21 protein-coding genes and 1 pseudogene are annotated in these 20,997 nt (G+C 56.4%); 11 read left to right on the top strand and 11 right to left on the bottom strand.

The genetic code is table 11. From position 1 onward, the window contains the following. Window positions 1-85: 85 nt before the first annotated feature. Window positions 86-1,777, bottom strand: coding sequence for an acyl-CoA dehydrogenase family protein (locus GOV85_RS18090; protein WP_171180752.1), 1,692 nt, complete (start codon window positions 1,775-1,777; stop codon window positions 86-88). Window positions 1,778-1,921: 144 nt separating this feature from the next. Between GOV85_RS18090 and GOV85_RS18085 the strand changes: the two are divergent. Then, window positions 1,922-2,686: pseudogene (locus GOV85_RS18085) on the top strand (TSUP family transporter). Window positions 2,687-2,690: 4 nt separating this feature from the next. Here GOV85_RS18085 and GOV85_RS18080 read toward each other — a convergent pair. The 3 genes from GOV85_RS18080 to GOV85_RS18070 form a co-directional block, all read right to left on the bottom strand. Continuing rightward, a complete protein-coding gene (locus tag GOV85_RS18080) occupies window positions 2,691-3,257 on the bottom strand; it encodes a hypothetical protein (RefSeq protein ID WP_245223296.1) in 567 nt (188 codons plus the stop codon). A gap of 12 nt (window positions 3,258-3,269) precedes the next feature. After that, entirely contained in the window at window positions 3,270-3,608 is a 339-nt protein-coding gene (locus tag GOV85_RS18075; RefSeq protein ID WP_245223295.1) for a hypothetical protein, read from the bottom strand. A gap of 313 nt (window positions 3,609-3,921) precedes the next feature. Beyond that, window positions 3,922-5,520 carry a phosphoenolpyruvate carboxykinase gene (locus GOV85_RS18070; RefSeq protein ID WP_171180750.1) on the bottom strand — a complete coding sequence of 533 codons (1,599 nt, stop codon included), beginning with the start codon at window positions 5,518-5,520 and terminating at the stop codon, window positions 3,922-3,924. A gap of 343 nt (window positions 5,521-5,863) precedes the next feature. Between GOV85_RS18070 and GOV85_RS18065 the strand changes: the two genes are divergently transcribed. The 7 genes from GOV85_RS18065 to GOV85_RS18035 are packed head-to-tail and all read left to right on the top strand — an operon-like array spanning window position 5,864 to window position 11,283. Next, window positions 5,864-6,568, top strand: a complete 705-nt coding sequence (locus tag GOV85_RS18065; protein WP_171180748.1) for a response regulator transcription factor — start codon at window positions 5,864-5,866, stop codon at window positions 6,566-6,568. A 31-nt stretch (window positions 6,569-6,599) separates the two neighbouring features. Continuing rightward, window positions 6,600-8,318: a sensor histidine kinase gene (locus tag GOV85_RS18060; RefSeq protein WP_171180746.1), complete on the top strand. Its 1,719-nt coding sequence runs from the start codon at window positions 6,600-6,602 to the stop codon at window positions 8,316-8,318. Between the two features lie 3 nt (window positions 8,319-8,321). After that, the gene (locus GOV85_RS18055; RefSeq protein WP_171180744.1) at window positions 8,322-8,792 is read left to right on the top strand and encodes an HPr kinase/phosphorylase; all 471 of its coding nucleotides are present in this window, start codon (window positions 8,322-8,324) and stop codon (window positions 8,790-8,792) included. Beyond that, window positions 8,789-9,670 (top strand): RNase adapter RapZ, encoded by an 882-nt coding sequence (gene rapZ, locus GOV85_RS18050; protein WP_245223293.1) that lies wholly within the window; start codon window positions 8,789-8,791, stop codon window positions 9,668-9,670. The genes GOV85_RS18055 and rapZ overlap by 4 nt, the downstream gene beginning before the upstream one ends. Next, window positions 9,667-10,059 (top strand): PTS sugar transporter subunit IIA, encoded by a 393-nt coding sequence (locus GOV85_RS18045; protein ID WP_171180741.1) that lies wholly within the window; start codon window positions 9,667-9,669, stop codon window positions 10,057-10,059. Before rapZ ends, GOV85_RS18045 begins: the two co-directional genes overlap by 4 nt. Window positions 10,060-10,075: 16 nt before the next feature. Further along, window positions 10,076-10,345: an HPr family phosphocarrier protein gene (locus GOV85_RS18040; protein WP_171096062.1), complete on the top strand. Its 270-nt coding sequence runs from the start codon at window positions 10,076-10,078 to the stop codon at window positions 10,343-10,345. 38 nt (window positions 10,346-10,383) lie between these two features. Next, the gene (locus tag GOV85_RS18035; RefSeq protein ID WP_171180739.1) at window positions 10,384-11,283 is read left to right on the top strand and encodes a lysophospholipid acyltransferase family protein; all 900 of its coding nucleotides are present in this window, start codon (window positions 10,384-10,386) and stop codon (window positions 11,281-11,283) included. Window positions 11,284-11,358: 75 nt separating this feature from the next. Here the strand turns inward: GOV85_RS18035 and GOV85_RS18030 are convergent, their stop codons facing one another. After that, complete coding sequence (locus GOV85_RS18030) at window positions 11,359-12,234, bottom strand: 3-hydroxybutyryl-CoA dehydrogenase (RefSeq protein ID WP_171180737.1); 876 nt, start codon at window positions 12,232-12,234, stop codon at window positions 11,359-11,361. Between GOV85_RS18030 and GOV85_RS18025 the strand changes: the two genes are divergently transcribed. Then, window positions 12,233-13,201, top strand: coding sequence for a DUF6473 family protein (locus tag GOV85_RS18025; RefSeq protein ID WP_348540233.1), 969 nt, complete (start codon window positions 12,233-12,235; stop codon window positions 13,199-13,201). The genes GOV85_RS18030 and GOV85_RS18025 overlap by 2 nt on opposite strands. 59 nt (window positions 13,202-13,260) lie before the next feature. Here GOV85_RS18025 and GOV85_RS18020 read toward each other — a convergent pair whose 3' ends face one another. The 6 genes from GOV85_RS18020 to GOV85_RS17995 all read right to left on the bottom strand — a co-directional run bounded on the left by GOV85_RS18020 (window position 13,261) and on the right by GOV85_RS17995 (window position 17,584). Beyond that, window positions 13,261-14,190 carry an electron transfer flavoprotein subunit alpha/FixB family protein gene (locus GOV85_RS18020; protein WP_171180735.1) on the bottom strand — a complete coding sequence of 310 codons (930 nt, stop codon included), beginning with the start codon at window positions 14,188-14,190 and terminating at the stop codon, window positions 13,261-13,263. Next, window positions 14,190-14,948 (bottom strand): electron transfer flavoprotein subunit beta/FixA family protein, encoded by a 759-nt coding sequence (locus GOV85_RS18015; RefSeq protein WP_171180733.1) that lies wholly within the window; start codon window positions 14,946-14,948, stop codon window positions 14,190-14,192. The genes GOV85_RS18020 and GOV85_RS18015 overlap by 1 nt, the downstream gene beginning before the upstream one ends. Window positions 14,949-15,188: 240 nt before the next feature. Continuing rightward, window positions 15,189-15,761 (bottom strand): cob(I)yrinic acid a,c-diamide adenosyltransferase, encoded by a 573-nt coding sequence (locus tag GOV85_RS18010; RefSeq protein ID WP_171180731.1) that lies wholly within the window; start codon window positions 15,759-15,761, stop codon window positions 15,189-15,191. Further along, window positions 15,762-15,965, bottom strand: a complete 204-nt coding sequence (locus tag GOV85_RS18005) for a twin transmembrane helix small protein (RefSeq protein WP_171180728.1) — start codon at window positions 15,963-15,965, stop codon at window positions 15,762-15,764. A 77-nt stretch (window positions 15,966-16,042) separates the two neighbouring features. Continuing rightward, window positions 16,043-16,870 (bottom strand): SDR family NAD(P)-dependent oxidoreductase, encoded by an 828-nt coding sequence (locus tag GOV85_RS18000; RefSeq protein ID WP_171180726.1) that lies wholly within the window; start codon window positions 16,868-16,870, stop codon window positions 16,043-16,045. A 69-nt stretch (window positions 16,871-16,939) separates the two neighbouring features. Then, window positions 16,940-17,584: an SH3 domain-containing protein gene (locus GOV85_RS17995; RefSeq protein ID WP_245223292.1), complete on the bottom strand. Its 645-nt coding sequence runs from the start codon at window positions 17,582-17,584 to the stop codon at window positions 16,940-16,942. A 206-nt stretch (window positions 17,585-17,790) separates the two neighbouring features. Between GOV85_RS17995 and parC the strand changes: the two genes are divergently transcribed. After that, a complete protein-coding gene (gene parC, locus GOV85_RS17990) occupies window positions 17,791-20,139 on the top strand; it encodes a DNA topoisomerase IV subunit A (protein ID WP_171180724.1) in 2,349 nt (782 codons plus the stop codon). Between the two features lie 97 nt (window positions 20,140-20,236). Then, window positions 20,237-20,827: a hypothetical protein gene (locus GOV85_RS17985; protein ID WP_171180722.1), complete on the top strand. Its 591-nt coding sequence runs from the start codon at window positions 20,237-20,239 to the stop codon at window positions 20,825-20,827. Window positions 20,828-20,997 lie beyond the last annotated feature (170 nt).

Here is a 20,997-nt window from a genome sequence, read left to right as displayed (position 1 = left end):
TGGCTGCCCTTGCAATGCCATTGCGTCAAGAAAAAGACCCGGCGCAAAGGCCGGGTCAGTTGGGGAAACGGGATGCTGAAAGCAGTTACCCAAGCAGTCGGCGTGCGATAACCTGCGCCTGAATTTCAGCGGCCCCTTCGAAAATGTTGAGAATGCGCGCGTCACACAGGACGCGGCTGATCTTGTATTCCAGCGCAAAACCGTTGCCGCCGTGAATCTGTAGCCCGTTATCGGCAGCGGCCCAAGCCACACGGGCGCCCAGCAACTTGGCCATACCGGCTTCAAGGTCACAGCGCTGGCCGTGGTCTTTCTCCCACGCGCTGAAATAGGTCAGCTGACGTGCAATCATGATCTCGACCGCCATCATTGCCAGCTTGCCGGACACGCGTGGGAAGTTGATCAGTGATTTGCCGAACTGTTTGCGGTCGATCGCGTACTGCATTGCGATATCCAGCGCGCTTTGCGCCACACCGATGGCGCGTGCAGCGGTCTGGATGCGGGCAGATTCGAAGGTTTCCATCAACTGCTTGAAACCCTTGCCTTCTTCGCCGCCCAGCAGGTTTTCACCTTTGACGTGGAAGCCGTCAAAGCCCAGCTCGTATTCTTTCATACCGCGATAGCCCAGAACTTCGATCTCGCCGCCAGTCATGCCGGGGGTTGGGAAGGGATTCTCGTCTGTGCCCGGGGTCTTTTCGGCCAGGAACATCGACAGGCCTCGGTGGTCGGTGCTGTCGGGGTTTGTCCGCGCCAGCAAGGTCATCACATGGGTGCGTGCCGCGTGGGTAATCCAGGTCTTGTTGCCGGTGATCTTATAGTCGCCGTTTTCATCCTTCACAGCACGCGTGCGCAGGCTGCCAAGATCCGACCCGGTGTTGGGCTCGGTGAACACGGCGGTGGGCAGGATTTCGGCGCTGGCCAGTTTTGGCAGCCAGTTGGCTTTCTGCTCGTCCGTGCCGCCGGCGATGATCAGCTCGGCTGCAATTTCGGACCGGGTGCCCAACGAACCGACGCCGATATAGCCGCGCGACAGTTCTTCTGAAACTACGCACATCGACGCCTTGGACAGGCCAAATCCGCCGAATTCCTCTGGGATGGTCAGGCCGAACACGCCCATTTCCGCCAGCTCTTCGATGATTTCCAGCGGGATCAGCTCATCCTTCAGGTGCCATTCATGGGCGTGGGGCTCGACCTTCTCCTGCGCGTAGCGTCGGAATTGGTCGCGGATCATCTCAAGCTCTTCGTCCAGACCAGAGTTGCCGAACATGGTGGCACCCGCCTGATCCTGCATCAGTTCGACCAAACGGCTGCGCGCCGCCTGAGAGTTGGCCTGCGCCATCAGAGTTTGAACTTCGCTAGACTGAAAGCCCGACAGCGCGTCCCAGCCAAGGCCCATATCCTGAAGGCGGACGACTTCGCCTTGATTCATCGGGATGCCACCTGCGACCTGATGCAGATATTCGCCAAAGGCGATCTGGTGCAGCAGCTGCTCAAGCTCGCCGAATTTTCCCTCGGCTTGCAGCGCTTCTGCCCAACGTTGCATCTGTTGCAGCGATTGGGTGTAAGTGGCGAGCCAAGCCAAGCCGTGCGCAGCAGTCTGGTTCGCTTCAATAAGGGAGCCAGACACGCGGCCATCCGCAGTGACCATGCCGCGCACAGACTCGCGGGCTTTTTCAAATACTGCCTCCACCGCAGGCACAGCGGCTCGGGTTAAATCCAGAAGATCGGGCAAAACTGCAGCAGTTGTCATCTCGGTCATATCCTGTCCGTCGTGGGCCATGAATCGCGTCCTTTCCTGGGTCGTCTGGTCATATCATGCTGCACGTGCAGCGCAACAAAAATACTTATTACGCTGCGAAAAAGTTCAAAAATTACCTGATCATTTTTGCAATGCAGAAGAAATTCCAGATGGTATCTAGGGGGAATGACCTTGTTTTCCATTCTTTCCCCGCAGGACCTGATGCTTGCCATGGCCATTGCTTTTGCCGCGGGGTGGATAAAGGGTATTGTTGGTTTCGCCATGCCCATGGTCATGGTGTCCGGGTTGAATTCTTTTCTTACCCCGGAGTTGACCTTGGCTGGGCTTATCCTGCCAACGCTTGTGACGAATGGACTTCAGGCATTGCGCGGAGGCGCGGTCGCCGCTTATTCCTCGGTCTTGAACTTTCGCGTGTTCCTGATCGTCGGTGGCCTCATGTTGGTTCTGAGCGCGCAACTAGTCACCATGGTGCCCAGTTCCGTTTCGTTGCTTTTGATTGGCGGTCTTGTTTCCGTTTTCTGCCTGTTTCAAGTTCTGGGGGTCCGTCTGGTACTGAACCAACCGTCGCCTAGAATTGAGGCTGCCATGAGAGGGTAAGCGGGTTTTGCGGGCGGTATGTCTGGTGTTTGGGGGCCGCCAACAGTGGCTTACCTGATGGCCTTGAATACACCCAAGTCGGAACAGATCCGCATTCAGGGTGTTATTTATGGACTAGGTGCGCTGCTACTTGTAGCCGCTCATTTAGGATCCGGCATCTTGCGGACGGAAACAATTTCGTTTTCCGCGATACTGATCTTACCGGCTATGGCTGGAATGTGGGTCGGCTTCAAACTGTAGGACCGGATTGACCAGGCCAGCTTTCGCAAAGCGACTTTACTTGTATTGCTGGTGGCTGGGTTGAACCTGCTGCGGCGCGGTCTGTTGGGGTGATGTCTCAACCCGTACGTCTATCGGCAAAGCGGAATGCGAAATAGAGCCCCAGCATTAAGAAGAACAAGCCCGAGATATCCCCGATCAAAAAGGCAATATATTCGACGGTTTCACTGCCAAAGGCCAGATTTGTCAGCCCTGAGACAAGAAAGGACGTGATTACACCCACTCCCATGATGCAAACCCAACATGGTTTGCGATCAGGGCGCGGGAACAAATCCCACCCCACAGCCTTTAACAGATAAAACACTGCTGGAACCGTGGTGACTGCAATGGCAATGGCCAGCAGGCGACTGGACAGGAAAACGTCCGTACCCCCCAAATAAGCAAAAACGATGAAGACGCCTGGCAACAAGGCAAAAATCGCGCGCCACCCTAGTAGCCAAGCAGAAAGAACCCGCACGCCATGTGGCAAAAACAGCAGGCTGGCCCGGCTTGGGTATTCGGGAAAATACATGTTCTGGAGCGGCATCAGAACGGCGAAGGTCAGGAATGACGCCACGACATAGGCCAATGAGGCCGCAAACGTATCAATCGCCCAGGCGCGCACTGCGATCACCGCATCGCGCATATGTTGCAGGCGTCATCTGGGAGCATTAACGATATACCGCCCCCGGTTGGCGCTGCCGCTTTGTGAAAGATAGCCTTTTTCCACCAAGGATTTCAGGGCGCGGAAAAAAGTCGGGCGCGATACGCTTTGAACCAATGTATGCTCGATCAAACCAAACGTGCGCACTTCCTGATCGGACTTGGAAAGCTCTTCTGCGGCGTAATAGATGTCGCGCTCAACCGGAGATAGTTTTTCCAGACCCAGCGTCCGCTCCATGCTTTGCATCAGTTTGCGAAGTTCGGTGAGTTTCGAGATTTCTGTCATGTTCTTACCTGCAATTTCCTGTGCCAACGATCGCCAGTCTGCGACCATTTGGGACACCCCGGTTTCAATACAAACCAGGTAGTCCCATATTGACACTCATCCCCATTTACATAGACTAGGCACCTGATTAGGTTGCTCAATTCTGCATTGTGAGTGTGCGCGTTTGAGCTGCCACAAAGTCCTTTCAGTCAATGCCCGGCGCTGACGTGCCGGGCTTTTTCGTCCCTTCGAACCCTATGGGTACCGCAGATCGCAATTTGAAACAACGCACTTGTATGTGCTTTTTGTGACATACAATCAAAGGTTGATATCAAAGAATGACGCCGCGCAAGAAAAAGGGGCCCGTAGGCCCCTTTACTTGCTAGCCGATTGCAACGGCTTTGATGTCGTCATCGATGAACGGCAGGTACTGCTCGAAGTTCTCGGCAAACATCTGAACCAGTTTTTCCGCCTGTTTGTCGAACGCCGCCTGATCGTCCCATGTGCGGCGCGGGTCCAGCAGAACCTCGGCCACTCCCGGCACCGAGACAGGCACGTCAAAACCGAAATTGGCATCCTTGCGGAATTCAGCATCGCGCAGTGACCCATCCAGGGCCGCAGTCAACAGAGCGCGGGTCGCCTTGATGGGCATCCGGCTGCCTACGCCATAAGCGCCGCCGGTCCAGCCGGTGTTCACCAGCCAGCAGGTCGCGCCATGCTGGGCTATCTTGTCGCGCAGAAGGTTGCCGTATTCTTCCGGCCGACGCGGCATGAAAGGCGCGCCAAAGCAGGTCGAGAATGTGGGCTGGGGTTCGGTGACGCCGCGTTCCGTACCTGCAACTTTCGACGTGAAACCAGACAGGAAGTGATACATCGCCTGCGCCGGGGTCAGTCGCGCGATCGGAGGAAGCACGCCAAACGCATCGCAGGTCAGCATAATAATGTTCTTGGGATGGCCCCCCAAGGCGCTGTTGGAGGCGTTGGATATGTACTCCAGCGGGTAGGCACAGCGCATATTTGCGGTCAGCGAATCGTCGTCGAAATCCAGCTCTTTGGTTTCGGGGTCGAATACCATGTTCTCAATCACGGTGCCGAACTTGCTGGTGGTCGCGTAGATTTCTGGCTCGGCCTCGGCGTTCAGGTTGATTGTTTTGGCATAACAACCGCCTTCAAAGTTGAAGGTGCCGCGATCCGACCAGCCATGTTCGTCGTCGCCGATCAACACTCGGGCGGGGTCAGCGGACAGAGTTGTTTTGCCGGTCCCCGACAGGCCGAAGAACACGGCGGTGTCGACCGGGTTGCCAACAGCGTGGTTGGCCGAGCAGTGCATCGGCATCACGCCTTTTTCCGGCAGCATGTAGTTCAGCAGTGTGAAGACGGACTTCTTGTTCTCACCTGCGTATTCAGTTCCGCCGATCAAAATCAGTTTACGATCAAAGTTCAGCGCGATCACAGTCTCGCTGCGGCAGCCGTGCTTGGCCGGGTCGGCCTGGAAACTCGGGCAGTTGATAATGGTAAAGTCGGCTGTGAAGTCATCCAGATCCTCGCGATCCGGTCGGCGCAGCAGGTGGCGGATGAACAGATTGTGCCATGCCAGCTCGGTGACCATGCGCACGTTGATCGCGTATGCGGGGTCAGCGCCGCCAACGAGATCCTGAACGAAATAGTCGCGACCTTTCATATGGGCCAGCATGTCTTCGTACAGCGCGTCAAAGCCTTCGGGGCTCATTTCGGCGTTGTTTTCCCACCAGATGGTGTCCGCCACACTATCTGTTTTAACGACGTGCTTGTCCTTCGGCGAGCGACCAGTGAACTTACCGGTGGTGACCAGAAACGCACCACCGTTGCCAAGTGTACCTTCGCCGCGCTTCAGCGCTTCTTCGATCAACGCTGGTTCCATGAAGTTGTAATAGACATTGCCCAGACCCTCGATGCCCTGATCTTCGAGGCGGAATTGCGGGTTAACCCGTCCAGATGTCATGTTTGTCTTCTCCTGTGGCGGCGCGAAGGCTTTGGCCGTGTGCGCCATTGGGGCAGTGAGCCGGTAAAAACCGGCGGCTGGGCGCCTCTTATCACGGTCGTTTGGGACATGAACAGGCGGGTTGACGCAGTTAGCGCAACCAAGTCCGAGTTTAGCGCCACCACCAATTCAATGTTCGAAAAGCGGGCAGATTTTTGCGGGCATCAAGGCAAATTTGCCGCAGACCTGCCGCAACAAAGGCACGATTCGCGGTTACGGATTGATTCGGCGTCTTAAAACCGCCAACAATGCCTTACAAATAAGCGAATTATTGCGCGAGTGAGCAGGAATAGGGGTGAGCCCGATGTCAAAGATTGCACTGGTGGATGACGATAGAAACATTCTAACGTCCGTATCCATGACACTTGAAGCCGAAGGTTTCGAGGTTGAAACTTATAATGATGGCCAGGCCGCGTTGGATGCGTTCAACAAAAAGCTGCCGGATATGGCTGTGCTCGATATAAAAATGCCGCGTATGGACGGCATGGATCTGCTGCAGCGGCTGCGCCAGAAAACGCAGATGCCGGTGATTTTCCTGACCTCGAAAGATGACGAGATCGACGAGGTTCTGGGTCTGCGCATGGGCGCAGATGACTACGTGAAAAAGCCTTTTTCGCAACGTTTGCTGGTTGAACGCATCCGTGCTTTGTTGCGCCGACAAGAGGCGACAAGCGGAGATGCAGTCGCCGCCAACAGCGCTGACACGAAGGTTATGGAGCGCGGCGACTTGCGGATGGATCCGTTGCGCCATGCTGTAAGCTGGAAGGGGAATGATGTATCCCTCACTGTGACCGAGTTCTTGTTGTTGCAAGCGCTTGCCCAGCGTCCGGGATTTGTCAAAAGCCGCGATCAGTTGATGGATGTGGCTTATGATGATCAGGTTTATGTGGACGATCGGACAATCGACAGCCACATTAAACGCCTACGTAAGAAAATGCGCGCAGCCGACCCAGAGTTCTCGGCGATCGAAACCCTGTATGGTATCGGTTATCGTTACAACGAAGAATAGGCGCGACGCCTGCAAGAGGTAATGGGCTCTCGTGCGCGACACCGAAGAAACCAGAGAACTGCGCGACGGTGATGTCGTTCTTGGGGATGACTGGGTCATCCCACAGGATTTCGAATCCGCCGAGCTGAGAGAGAAGCGGTCCCGGAGAAACCTGTTTTCTCTGCGCGGTTCACCCTTGGCGCGCAAAATTATCACTTTCAACCTGATCGCCTTGGTGATTTTGGTCACAGGGCTGCTGTATCTGGACGATTCGCGCAAAGAAAAGGTGCAGCAAACCGCCCGCAATCTGCTGGGTGATGCGCAGCTGGTCAGCAACGTTTTTGAAACCCAGCTGCGGCAGGGGGCGCAGATATCTGCGCAAAATGCCGGAAACCTGGACGTCAAGGACACGCTTTCAGGGCTGACGCTGCCCGAAGGCGGCGAGGTTTTTGTGTACGACGCCAGCGGCACCTTGATCGGGTGGACACGCGGCGTGCCACAAGCGTCCGATATGCCCGTGCTTCTGCGTACAAGCACCGAAGTACAGACTGGCGGCACCGTCATCAGCGACACATTGAATGCGGTTTGGATTGGGCTGTCGAACATATTCAACTGGTCGACCGAAACTGAATCTCCGACCTTGGCGCAGCGAGTCCAAACAATTATTCCGCAGGCTCTTACCGGGCAAACACAGGTTCAGGCGGTGCAGGATAGCGCGGGTGACACAGTGATTGTTGCCGCTGCTCCGATCCTGTACGAAGGCAACCCAGCGGGCGCGGTTGCCATCACAGGTCCGGCAGGGGAAATTGACGCGCTTGCCCGCCGCGAACAAGAGCGCATCCTTCAGATGTTTGTGGTGGCCCTGCTTGTCTCTGTAGGGCTAAGTTTGGTTCTGGCCTCAACCATCGCCAACCCATTGGCGGATTTGGCGGCAGCGGCTGAAATGGGCAAGGATCGTGGCACAGGGGTTAATCCCGGTCGTATCCGTATCCCGGACCTTAGCGCTCGGCCGGACGAAATCGGACGGCTCAGCCGCGCCCTGCGTGGCATGGTGACCGCACTTTATAATCGGATCGACGCAAACGAGCAGTTCGCGGCCGATGTTGCCCACGAAATCAAGAACCCTCTGGCCAGTCTGCAATCCGCTGTCGGCACATTGCGTATGGTTAAAAGAGAGGATCAGCGCGACAAGCTGCTGGATGTGATCGAACACGATGTCCGTCGTCTGGATCGCCTGGTCAGCGATATCTCGAACGCATCGCGTCTGGACGCGGAATTGGTAAAAGAAGCAGAGCAGCCATTTGATCTGCTCAAACTGCTGGGCAACCTTGGCCAATACTTGGGTGAGGACGCCCGGTCCAAAGGTATCGACTATATAACTGACCTGCCGTCCGAACCCATTGTCATCAACGGGCTCGAAGCAAGGTTGGCGCAGGTATTTGTAAACCTCATCACAAACGCGATTTCATTCTGCGAAGAAAACGATGCTATTCGTGTTTGGGTCCGTCAGCGCGACAACCGAGTGCTGGTTGTGGTCGAGGACACGGGCCCAGGCATCCCCGAACAAGCGCTAACGAAAGTGTTCAAGCGATTCTATTCGCAGCGTCCTGCAGAGCACTTTGGCAATAACTCAGGTCTTGGGCTGGCGATCTCAAAGCAGATTATAGAAGCCCATGGCGGCGTGATCTGGGCCGAAAACATACGCCCGACCGAGGCAGACATCACCTCTGATCCGCTGGGCGCACGATTTGTCGTGGGGCTGCCTGTTTGAGAAATGCAAATCTTCTTACTGTCAGAGGCCAACAACCGTGACAGGGCGTGCGTTCATGCGTCTTGTGTATCGGTAGAACAGCGTGGCGTGTTGATCATCGGGGCTTCTGGTGCTGGGAAATCTGAGTTGGCGTTGCAGCTGATGGCCTATGGGGCTGACCTGGTTGCAGATGACCGTGTGATTCTACAGATGCACGATGAACAGATCGTTGCGTCCGCTGTTTCACAAATCCGTAACTTGATCGAGGCGCGTTACATCGGCCTGCTCAGGGCCGAAGCAACCGGGCCAGTTCCGATCGATTACGTCGTCGATCTGGACCAGAGCGAACCACAACGCCTACCCGAACAATTCACTGTTCAGGTCCTGAGGCAAACTGTTCCCTTGCTTCGCGGTGCCGGCGTCCCCAATTTGGCTGCAGCGTTGATGCAGCTGCTAAAAAATGGGCGTGTAAATCCGGAATGGCCGAACACATGATTTCACAACGGCGGATCGTATTGGTCACAGGCCCTTCGGGGGCTGGTCGGTCTACCGCAATTCATGTTCTCGAAGACCTTGGTTTTGAAGCCATCGACAATCTGCCCATGGGGCTGCTGATGCGCCTGCTCGATAGCGCGGACAGCGACCGCCCGATGGCGTTGGGTGTTGATGCTCGCAATCGGGACTTTTCGACAATCAGGTTTATCGAGCTTGCAGAAAAGCTGGGCCGAATGGCGCAGGTCGATCTAACGGTATTGTACCTGGATTGCAGCGATGACGTTCTGTTGCGTCGGTTTTCGGAAACCCGCCGCCGTCACCCCGTTGCCAGAAATGCCAGCCCCGAAACGGGCATCCAGCGTGAAAAAGAACTGTTGGCCCCGATCCGCGAGATTGCGGATACCCTGATCGACACCAGTCTTCTCAACGTCCATCAGCTGCGCGAAGAGGTCGAGACCTGGTTTGCGCCTAAAGGCGGGCGGCACCTTGCGGTATCGATCGAGTCTTTCTCGTATAAACGCGGGCTACCGCGCGGGTTGGACATGGTGTTCGACTGCCGGTTTCTTGCCAACCCGTATTGGCGTCCCGAATTGCGGGCGGCCGATGGTCGACATCCTGATGTCGCGCACTACGTGCAATCGGACACGACCTATTTGCCGTTTTTTGAACGAGTCATGGACCTGCTTACTTTGCTGCTGCCCGCATTTCGGGCAGAAGGCAAAGCGCACCTGTCCGTGGCCTTTGGGTGTACTGGGGGGCAACACCGATCCGTTGCAATGGCCGAAGCAGTCGCAAAGGCCCTTGCCGAAGGCGGTCAGCAAGTGGCAATTAGGCATCGCGAGATGGAACGCCGGACGTTGAATGTGAGGTCGGATTGATCGGGATTGTGATCGTTGCGCATGGGGGGTTGGCTCAGGAATATCTGGCCGCCACACAGCATGTGGTCGGGCCGCAACCCGGCCTGGTGGCTATTGCGATCGAAGCTGAACACGACCGCGACAAGAAACAAGCCGAGATCTGCCAGGCGGCCGACAGCGTAGACATGGGCGATGGCGTCGTGGTCGTCACAGATTTGTTTGGCGGAAGCCCATCGAATCTCAGCTTAAGAGCCTGCGCACCTCAGGATCGGCGGATTCTTTATGGTGCCAATCTGCCTATGTTGATCAAATTGGCCAAAAGCCGCCACCTGCCCATCGGCGATGCTGTGCGTCAGGCGATGGAGGCTGGACGGAAATACATAAATGCACAAAATGTGACATTAGAATAAAACCGGATTGACGACTATGACCAACCGAAGCCTTAAAATTATCAATGAAAAGGGCCTTCACGCCCGCGCCTCGGCAAAGCTGGTCGAGGTCGTGGAAGGGTTCGATGCCCGTGCCGAGGTGTCAAAAGACGGACTTTCTGCTTCAGGTGACAGTATTATGGGTCTTTTGATGTTGGCAGCCTCGCGCGGAACAACTATTGACGTCGAGACGTCCGGGCCGGATGCTGAGGCATTGGCGGAAGCTCTGGAAGCGCTTGTGAACGACAAGTTCGGAGAGGGGTTTTAATCCGCCCCGCCGCGACATGAAAACGGGAAGACCAGGAATTGGCGGAAACGACGCACGAGACCAAGACAAGCCCAGTGGTGGATGGGACCGCGGATGAGGGCGAAATCTACGACCGTAGAACCCTGACATATGCGAACTCGTTCGATGATGCCTGGACCTCAACCGCCATTCGGGCCATCGAATGGTGCACCGGCAAGCTGACCATTTTGCGAATGGTCAACAAATTCGAGAAAAAGAACGAATACTATCGCGGCCAGAGGTTCTGGGGTGGTGCCCTTACGACTATGGGTATCGACCTGACCACACCGCAGGAACAGATTGCCCGGATTCCCAAAACCGGTCCCGTCGTTGTGGTCGCCAACCATCCGCACGGTATGGTCGATGGTATGATCCTGGCCGAGCTGATTGGACGGGTCCGCAGCGATTACCGCATTCTGACTCGCTCGGTCCTGACCGGACTTGATGAGGCGGCGACATCTTTCATGATCCCGGTGCCCTTCCCGCACGACCCCGAGGCGCAGGCCAAAATGCTCGAGATGCGTGGCAAGGCGATGGAGCACCTAAAGAACGGCGGCGTTGTTGCACTGTTCCCGTCAGGCGTGGTGATGTCTTCGGACGACTGGTTTGGTCCAGCTATCGAGCGGGAATGGAACGTTTTCACGGCCAAGATGATCCGCCGCTCGGGTGCGCAGGTGCTGCCGATTTTCTTCCCGGGCAGCAACTCGCGCTGGTACCAGATTGCCAATAAACTGTCGCCGATTCTGCGTCAGGGTTTGCTGCTGCACGAGATCGTACGATCCTGCAACAAACCGCAGTCGCCGGTTATCGGCGAGCCGATCGGCGATGAAGACATGGAACTGCTCGAGCGCGACCCGCGCGGCTTCATGGCATGGCTACGGGATCGCACAATGTCCTTGGGCCAATCAAACAAAGCCTAATCCGCGTATTCATCTGGCCAAAAGTACCTCGGGGGTGAGCCCGGATGAAATCCGGGCGAGGGGGCTGGCCCCCTTTTATCGTGTCGGTACCGGAACCTCTCCGCGATAGTCATAGAACCCGCGCTCGGTCTTGCGACCCAGCCAGCCAGCCTCGACATATTTAGTCAACAGCGGGCAGGGGCGGTACTTGGTGTCTGCCAGACCGTCGTGCAAGACATTCATGATTGCCAGACAGGTGTCCAGCCCGATGAAGTCCGCCAATTCCAGCGGGCCCATCGGATGATTCGCGCCCAGCTTCATCGACTGGTCGATGGATTGAACGCTGCCGACGCCTTCATACAGCGTGTACACGGCCTCGTTGATCATCGGCATCAGGATGCGGTTAACGATGAAGGCCGGGAAATCTTCGGCACTAGCAGCCGTTTTGCCCAGGCGGTCGACAACAGCTTTGCAGGCGCTGAATGTGTCTTCGTCCGTCGCAATGCCCCGGATCAGTTCCACCAGCTGCATGACCGGCACTGGGTTCATGAAATGAAACCCCATGAAACGCTCTGGCCGGTCGGTGCGGCTGGCCAGACGTGTGATCGAGATAGACGATGTGTTGGACGTCAAAATCGTATGCGGCAGAAGATGTGGTTGCAGGTCTTCGAAAATCGCCTGCTTGATCGTTTCCCGTTCGGTCGCAGCCTCGATCACCAGATCGGTCTGTCCAAGGCGGGGCAACTCCAAAGTGGTCGAGATCCGGTTCAACGCGGCCTGCATCTCTGCGTCGGTGATCTTCCCGCGAGAGGCTTGGCGCGCCATGTTCCCTTCAATTGTGGACACAGCGTTATTCAGTGCGTCCTGGCTGACATCGTTCAGCAAGACCTCGTATTCCGCCAATGCCAGAACATGGGCAATCCCATTGCCCATCTGACCTGCGCCAATCACTCCGACTGATTTTACTTCCATGTACAGCTGCCTTTGCCCTGAAGGATACCGCGACAGTATCGGCAGACCGGGGCATGCGGCAAGGGGATCGAACCAGTCAATTTTGCTTCAAATGCGCGCATTAGGAATTTCTCAACATCTGAGGCCGCAAGATGGCAACCGGGTGAAATGTGGGGGGCTTGGGATGAGCTTTCATGAGATGAACAGGGGCGGGGACTCCGTCTGTCAATACAAGGGCTCCAAACTCTGGTTTCGCGGCCCGCCGAGTGACCTGAGCGACCCTTTCGTTGCGTGTTTGGGCGGAGAGGAGACCTTTGGCCGTTTTGTGGAACAGCCTTTTCCTGCCGAGCTTACCAAACTTTTGGGACGACCTTGTGTCAATTTTGGTAGCCTTTTTTGTGGTGCTGACGCGTTACTTGCTGATCCGGCAGTGTTAGAGTTGGCAAACAGGGCCGAAATTTGCGTGTTGCAAACACCCGACTTGCCGTGCTTGTCGAACAGGTTTTACCGGGTTCATCCGCGCCGCAATGATCGGTTTCTGGCCCCTTCGCACGATCTGGAACAGCTTTTTCCCGAGGTCGACTTCACGGAAATCCATTTCGTACGGCATCTGCTAACGCGGCTGCACGCAGTGCAAGACGCGCGATTTGAAGTCATTGCTCAAGAACTGCGCGAGGCTTGGGTGCGCACTACGTCCAAGGTTCTACGCCAAATCAAACCGCCGGTCATTTTGCTTTGGCTAGAGGTGCACAGGCAGGAGGGGATGCACAGCGACCTCGTTTTGCCAAATGTCGAAATGATCAATCAGCTTCGGCCCTTGTGTACGGGTATCGTTGAATGTTCGGTGCGCGTGACAGGGCAATCGGAATCTTTGGAAGATGTGTTGTTTGGAACCTTGCAACAGCCAATGGCAGAGCATGTGATAGGCCCATCTGCGCACCGTGAGATTGCCGGGAAATTGCTACCTGTTTTGCGGGACCAAAACTGAAAAGGCCCGCCAGAAGGCGGGCCCAGTAAGGTTTTTCGACGAAAACTTACGCTGTTTGATCAGCCGAGTTTTTCGGTCAGTTCTGGTACGGCCTGGAACAGGTCTGCGACCAGTCCGAAGTCGGCGACTTGGAAGATCGGGGCTTCTTCGTCCTTGTTGATCGCAACGATGACCTTGGAGTCTTTCATACCGGCCAGGTGCTGGATCGCGCCCGAGATGCCGACAGCGACATACAGATCGGGGGCAACAACTTTACCGGTCTGACCCACCTGCCAGTCGTTCGGGGCATAGCCCGAGTCAACGGCGGCGCGCGACGCGCCAACTGCAGCGCCCAGCTTGTCGGCCAGGGTTTCGATCAGTTTGAAGTCCTCTTCCGAGCCGACGCCACGGCCACCGGAGACAACAACGCCTGCCGAGGTCAGTTCCGGACGGTCGCTCTCGGCAACCTTGTCCTCGACCCACGACGACAGACCGGGGTTTTCACCGACAGAAATGGTCTCAACCGGGGCCGAGCCACCTTCGCCCGCAGCATCAAAGCTGGCGGTCCGCAGGGTGACAACTTTCTTGGCGTCGTTCGATTTCACGGTCTGGATCGCGTTGCCCGCATAGATCGGACGCTCGAAGGTCGAGCCGTCAACTACACCGGACGCATCCGAGATCACCATCACGTCCAGCAGCGCAGCAACGCGCGGCATCACGTTTTTGGCGTCGGTGGTTGCAGGGGCAACGATGTGCTCGTACCCGTCGGCCAGCGACACGATCAGCGCCGCGGTCGTTTCCGCCAGGCGGTGACCCAGCGAGGCATCTTCGGCAACCAGAACCTTGGACACGCCGTCGATCTTTGCAGCAGCCTCACCAGCAGCGGCGGCAGACCCACCTGCGGCAAGAACGGTCACATCGCCCAGAGTTTTTGCAGCGTTGACGGCTTTTGCAGTCGCGTCCAGCGCCAGTTCACCATTGTTGACTTCGGCAAGCAGAAGTACAGCCATTACACAGCCCCCGCTTCTTTAAGTTTCTCGACCAGCTCGTCGACCGAGCCTACAACGATACCAGCGGCGCGCGCTGGCGGCTCGTCGGTTTTGACAATCTCCAGACGCGGGCTGACATCCACGCCGTAATCGGCGGCGGTTTTCTCATCCAGCGGCTTTTTCTTCGCCTTCATGATATTGGGCAGTGACGCGTAACGCGGTTCGTTCAGGCGCAGGTCAACTGTCACGATGGTCGGCATCTTGACGCTGATGGTCTGCAGGCCGCCGTCCACTTCACGGGTGATCTTGGCGCTGTCGCCTTCGATGTCCAGTTCCGAGGCAAAGGTACCCTGCGACCAGCCCAGCAGGGCCGACAACATTTGGCCGGTGGCGTTCATGTCATTGTCGATTGCCTGTTTGCCCGCCAGAACGATGCCAGGCTGCTCTTCCTCGACCACTTTGGCCAAGATCTTTGCAACGGCCAGCGGCTCAATGTCGGTGTGAACGTCGTCTGCCGCCACAACAAGGATCGCGCGGTCGGCGCCCATGGCCAGCGCAGTCCGCAGGGTTTCCTGCGCCTGCTTGACGCCGATCGAAACGGCGACAACTTCGTCGGCCTTGCCAGCTTCTTTCAGACGGATCGCCTCTTCAACAGCAATTTCGTCGAACGGGTTCATCGACATTTTGACATTGGCGAGATCAACACCGCTTCCATCCGCTTTCACGCGAACCTTAACGTTGTAGTCAATCACGCGTTTGACAGGCACCAGTACCTTCATTTTTGCGTACGCTCCTCAAAAAAACGGCAAGCCGCGAAGGCGACTCTGCCAATGCTCTCGACGGACTAGATAGCGCCTGCAGCAGTGGCACAACAGAGCAAAATCGTCACGTCATAGCGTCGGGACGTCGCGTTTTGCGGTTTTTTTCAAACAAGGGCGAAAGATTGCCGTTTGAAGCCTCTGCATTTTAAGGACTGCGGCGCGCACAAATTTGACAGCCGCCTTCCCACCGCGCCGCTTTCAGCGGTTCGCGCCCGGAACCCACAAAACGTCGTCTTTGCCGTTGGCGTTCGCGCAGCGAGCCGCGACAAAGAACCAGTCGCTGAGCCGGTTGAGGTATTTGACAGCCACATCGTTGACCGGCTCCATATTCGTCAATTCGACCGCCAGCCGTTCTGCCCGACGAGACACCGTACGACACACGTGCAGATGCGCTGCCAGACGTGATCCACCGGGTAGGATGAAACTGCGCAGTGGTTCCAGATTTTCGTTCATCGCATCAATCTCGGCTTCAAGACGGTCGATCTGAGAGGGTACGATACGCAGGGGTGGATAGTCGGCCTCGGAATCCTTATCCATATCGGGGCGACAAAAATCTGCGCCCAGGTCGAAAAGGTCATTCTGAATGCGCGACAATGCTGCATCTGTTTCACCTTGGGCCTCGGTTCGGGCCACACCGACAAATGCGTTCAACTCATCTACCGTTCCGTACGCGGCAACGCGCCCCGCGTATTTGGCCACGCGTTCGCCATTGCCCAGAGCGGTTTTGCCGTCGTCACCTGTGCGTGTGTAAATCTTGTTGAGAACGACCATTTATTGCACCCCTTGTCCGCGCAGGTAAACGAATAGCACGATCAGCACCACGGCAATGAACTGAAAGAGGATGCGAAGCCGCATCATCTTGTTGCTTTTCTTTGCAGCTTCCATGCCGCTTTTGCCGAAATTCGCAATGCCAAGGGTCAGCACTACGACAACTGCCGCCATGGCCAAAAGCAGAACGACCATTAAAAGGTCCATTTCAAGTCACCGTCCGGTTTTTTCGATTATGACCCATCTAGCGTTGGGACGTCAAAAAGCGAACGGGAAATTTCGCCTCAGATGTCCGACAGGATGCGATCGGTCGCTTTTGTGGGCAAGATTCGGCGCAATATCCCGGCCACATATGTGGGCGTCGTCACATAGTATCGCGCCTTCGGCCGCCGCGCTTCAGCCGCGTGGGCGAGTTTGTCGGTCACAGCCGAAGCTGGCAGTTCGAAACGATCCGGGCCGCTGCTTTCATAAAGCCTTTTCAACAGCGAGGCTTCATATTTTTCTCGTAACGCCGAGCTTTCCCAATCAATGAATCTTTCGAACATCGGGATCGCTTTTTCCCTGAGTTTCGAGGTGATTGGTCCGGGTTCGATCAGAACAACGTGAATTCCGGTATCCCGCAGTTCAAGCCGCATTGTGTCGGTCAAACCCTCGATGGCGTATTTGGTGGCGACATAGGCCCCACGCCAGGGGAAGGCGACAAGGCCCAGAACCGAAGAACACTGAACTATTCGTCCATAACCCTGTTCCCGCATAACGGGAATCACCTGGCGTGTCAGCTCATGCCATCCGAAGACATTGGTTTCAAAGATATGGCGTAATCCGTCCGTAGGCACGTCCTCGACCGCGCCAGGCAGTCCATGGGCGCCGTTGTTGAACAAGGCATCCAGAGTGCCGCCCGTTGCCTCGAGCACAGAAGATAATCCCGACGTAATGCTCTTGGTGTCGGTATAGTCGATTTTGGGGCTTTCAAAGCCTTGTGCGCGCAGACGGTCGCAATCGCGTTGCTGGCGGCAGGATGCAAAAACACGCCAGCCGCGTGCACGCATACCGTGTGCTGCATCCAGGCCTATACCCGAAGAGCATCCCGTAATGAGTATCGATTTCTGCATGAGCCTTCCGAACATGAACCCCGCCAATAGCTATGGCGGGGTTTGCGGCAGGGCAATGACGCTCCGGCGTCAGTTTGTTGTTTTCCGGACAAGTGATGCCGAAATCCATCCAACCTGTTGCCCCGGCAACACGCGCAGGCGCAACCAGCCTGTGCCCGATTCGCTTAAGACTTCGACCTGTTGGCCAATGCGGGCCTTGCCGATGATTGGATAAATGGTTCCGGGCCCGTCGCGCATATTGACACGGGTACCCGAAATTTCGCGGATATCTTTGGGTGGTTCAACTGGTGCAGCCAGATCAACCGTTGGCAGTTCGGCATCCGTTGCGACTTGTTCCAGTGACCCCAAACCTTGCTCAAGCGACGCCAGGGTCAGAGTGACGTTTTCGTCGCTGAACAGCGACGGGTTTGCCTTGAGGCCCGCAGCCACTTGCGAAAGCAAGGCTTTGGTCTCCTCTTCGCCCAGCTGAGCATCGGATTCGACGGGCGTCGGCACCACTTTTTCTGACGCGGCAGAGGTCCGTATCACCAGTTTCTCAACCGGTTCAGGTTTGACAATTGGTGTGGGTTCGACGACCGGTGTCGCCGGTTTGGCTGCAACAGCAACGCGTTCCGGCTTAGCGTCGCGCACACCGCGCGGTTCAAAGTCGGGACCTCCGCTCATCACGTAAAACGTCCAGCCGAGAGCGGCGAAAGTAACAAGTATCAGGCGCATAGAGGCCATCCCCCAAGGTAATCGTAACAACAATAATAGGCAGCAATCATTCAATTGTTGGAATGGTAGCATAATTGTGAGGCCGAGTCGAAAATTCGGGGAAAACACTCACTTGCCTCCCCCTGTTGCAAAAAGCGCGACTTGTCCCCAGTAAAATGTACTCTGCTTGCTTTACCCGGGCAGCCTAGCGTCGTATCACATCATGTATGAATGACACGATCGACGACCCCAATATGGAGGCCCCTGACAATGGGGGCGAGGTTGCTGAACCACTGCGCCGCGCGATAGGTGAGCGCTATCTGACCTATGCGCTGTCCACCATCATGCACCGTGCTCTGCCTGATGCGCGGGACGGGTTGAAGCCGGTACACCGGCGAATCCTCTATGCGATGAGGGAACTGCGACTCAGTGCAACCGGAGGTTTTCGAAAGTCCGCCAAGATCTCGGGCGATGTGATGGGTAACTATCACCCGCACGGTGACGCCGCTATTTACGACGCGATGGCGCGATTGGCGCAGGACTTCAACGTCCGTTACCCGTTGGTCGACGGGCAAGGGAACTTCGGCAATATCGATGGCGATAACCCTGCTGCCTCTCGTTACACTGAGGCGCGGATGACCATCGTGGCCGAGGCGCTGCTTGAGGGCCTGAACGAGGACGCTGTCGATTTCCGCGACAACTATGACGGCACACTAACCGAGCCGGTGGTGCTGCCTGCGCAATTCCCGAACCTGCTGGCCAATGGTGCCAGCGGTATCGCTGTGGGTATGGCGACGAACATTCCGCCGCACAATATCGCCGAGCTGTGCGATGCCTGCCTGCATCTGATCAAGACGCCGGATGCCCGCGACGATACGCTGCTGAATTATGTGCCCGGCCCCGATTTCCCAACCGGCGGCGTGATTGTCGAGCCGGCGGAGAATATCGCTCAAGCTTACCGCACTGGGCGCGGTTCGTTCCGGTTGCGTTGTAAATATAAGGTCGAAGATCTGGGCCGTGGCCAGTGGCAGATCATTGTCACCGAAATTCCGTATCAGGTTCAGAAATCCAAGCTGATCGAAAAGATTGCGGAACTGATCCAGACCAAGAAAATCCCGATTCTCGCCGATGTGCGCGACGAATCCGCCGATGACATCCGACTGATTCTTGAACCTCGATCTAAAAACGTGGATCCCGAGGTGTTGATGGGCATGCTCTATCGCAACTCGGACCTTGAAGTGCGGTTCAGCCTGAACATGAACGTGCTGATCGATGGGGTAACGCCCAAGGTCTGTTCGATGAAGGAAGTGCTGCGCGCCTTCCTCGATCACCGGCAAGAGGTGCTGATCCGACGCTCGCGTCACCGTATGGCGAAGATCGACCATCGGTTGGAGGTCTTGGAGGGCTTTATCGTCGCCTTCCTGAACCTTGATCGTGTGATCGACATCATCCGCTATGACGACGACCCCAAAGCCGCGCTTATGCGCGAGGATTGGGGCATCGACCACGTTCGTGCCACCGACGAGTCTGATTACGTCACGCCCAAGCCGGGTGAGGGCGAACTGTCCGAGGTTCAGGTCGACGCCATTCTGAACATGCGCCTGCGCAGCTTGCGCCGTCTGGAAGAGATGGAGTTGGTCCGCGAACGTGACGAGTTGATGCTGGAGCGCGCCAATCTCGAAGACCTGCTGGCCGATCCGGCCCTGCAATGGGCGAAAATAGCCGAGCAGTTGAAAGAGACGAAGAAGACCTTCGGCAAAGACTACGACGGCGGCGCGCGTCGCACGCAGTTCGCCGAGGCCGGACAAGTCGAAGAAGTTCCGCTTGAGGCAATGATCGATAAGGAGCCGATCACGGTTGTCTGCTCTCAGATGGGCTGGATTCGCGCCATGACCGGCCATATCGACCTGAAACGAGAGCTGAAGTTTAAAGATGGCGACGGCCCGCGTTTCATTTTCCACGCGGAAACTACGGATCGCCTACTGGTGTTTGCTTCGAATGGGCGATTCTACACTGTCAGTGCGGCCAATCTGCCCGGTGGACGGGGAATGGGCGAGCCGCTGCGCCTGATGGTTGATCTGCCGAACGAGGCCCAGATCATCGACATCCTAATCCACAAGCCGGGGCGTAAATTGCTGGTGGCCTCGGATGCAGGCAATGGGTTTATGGTTCCCGAAGATGACGTGCTGGCCCAGACCCGCAACGGAAAACAGGTGCTGAACGTCAAAGGCGACGAGACGGCGATGATCTGTAAGCCGGTCGATGGCGACCACGTGGCCGTTGTATCCCAGAACGGTAAGTTCTTGGTTTTCCCGACAGAAGAACTGCCTGAAATGACCCGTGGCAAGGGTGTGCGCCTGCAGAAGTACAACATGGCGCGTGGACGGCAGGGCACGCTGGAACTGGATGGCGGGTTGTCGGACATCACCACCTTCAACTGGGAAGAAGGGCTGAAATGGTCCATGGGCGGTGAGAAGACCCGACACGAGGCGGACATGTCCCAATGGTTGGCCAAGCGCGCGAGCGTTGGGAAAAAACCACCTTACGGCTTCCCTCGGGACTATAAGTTTTCGTGACTCTGCTGCCACTGCGATCAATTTCTGCTGATACGACTTTGCACAGGCCGTGTTGGTGCGCTACATCCCGTAAAACAGGCCTATCGAGAAGAGACACATGTTGCGAATTCTGACCCTGATTACCGGATTGGCCCTGATGGGCGCATGTACGCAGACCCAGGTTTATGAACCGCCTGAGTCGTTGGGGGAATTCAAACTGCGCGTAAACTATGCCTTTGCGGACAAAGCCGTGCAGGGTCCGGTGTCGCGCGACGCCACACCAGATGAATGGACCAAAGCCATTCAGAACGCGGTTGATATTCGATTAGGCCGTTACGAAGGCGCGCAGGAATATGACATCGGCATCAGCCTTGAGGGGTATATGCTGGCACCCCCTGGGATACCTGTGATTTACAATCCCAAAAGCACCGCGATTGTGCTGGTCAACGTGTATGACGTTAAGAAAAAAGAGTTTCTGGCCAAGGGGAAACAGTTTCAAGTGCTGGAAGACACGACCGGTGAAAGTGCCCTTACTGGCTCAGGCAATACCCGAACCAAAGAAGAACAGATGAGCGGTCTGGCCCTGAAGGTCGCGGACCGAGTCGAAGAATGGTTGGCCGAAGAACATGAAGAGAATGGCTGGTTCGACAAGCGTCCGAGCCTGATCCAACCGCTGGAATCCACCGAGGTCACGCAAAATCCTGCGTGATTGCCGCATTTCCTTCAGGATGTGCTTGATTTTCCCCCGTGAACCAAATATCTCGCGCGCGCAGATGTAACCACGGGACCAAGGGTCCCCCAAATCGCAAAAGGGCGCCTGAGGAATGGCAAAGGAAAAGTTTGAGCGTACAAAACCGCACGTCAACATCGGCACGATTG

It is taken from the genome of Ruegeria sp. HKCCA4633 (assembly GCF_013034605.1).
Classification (GTDB): Bacteria; Pseudomonadota; Alphaproteobacteria; order Rhodobacterales; family Rhodobacteraceae; genus Ruegeria.
Note: the sequence above shows the minus strand (reverse complement) of the source record. Positions and strands in the feature narration are given on the sequence as shown.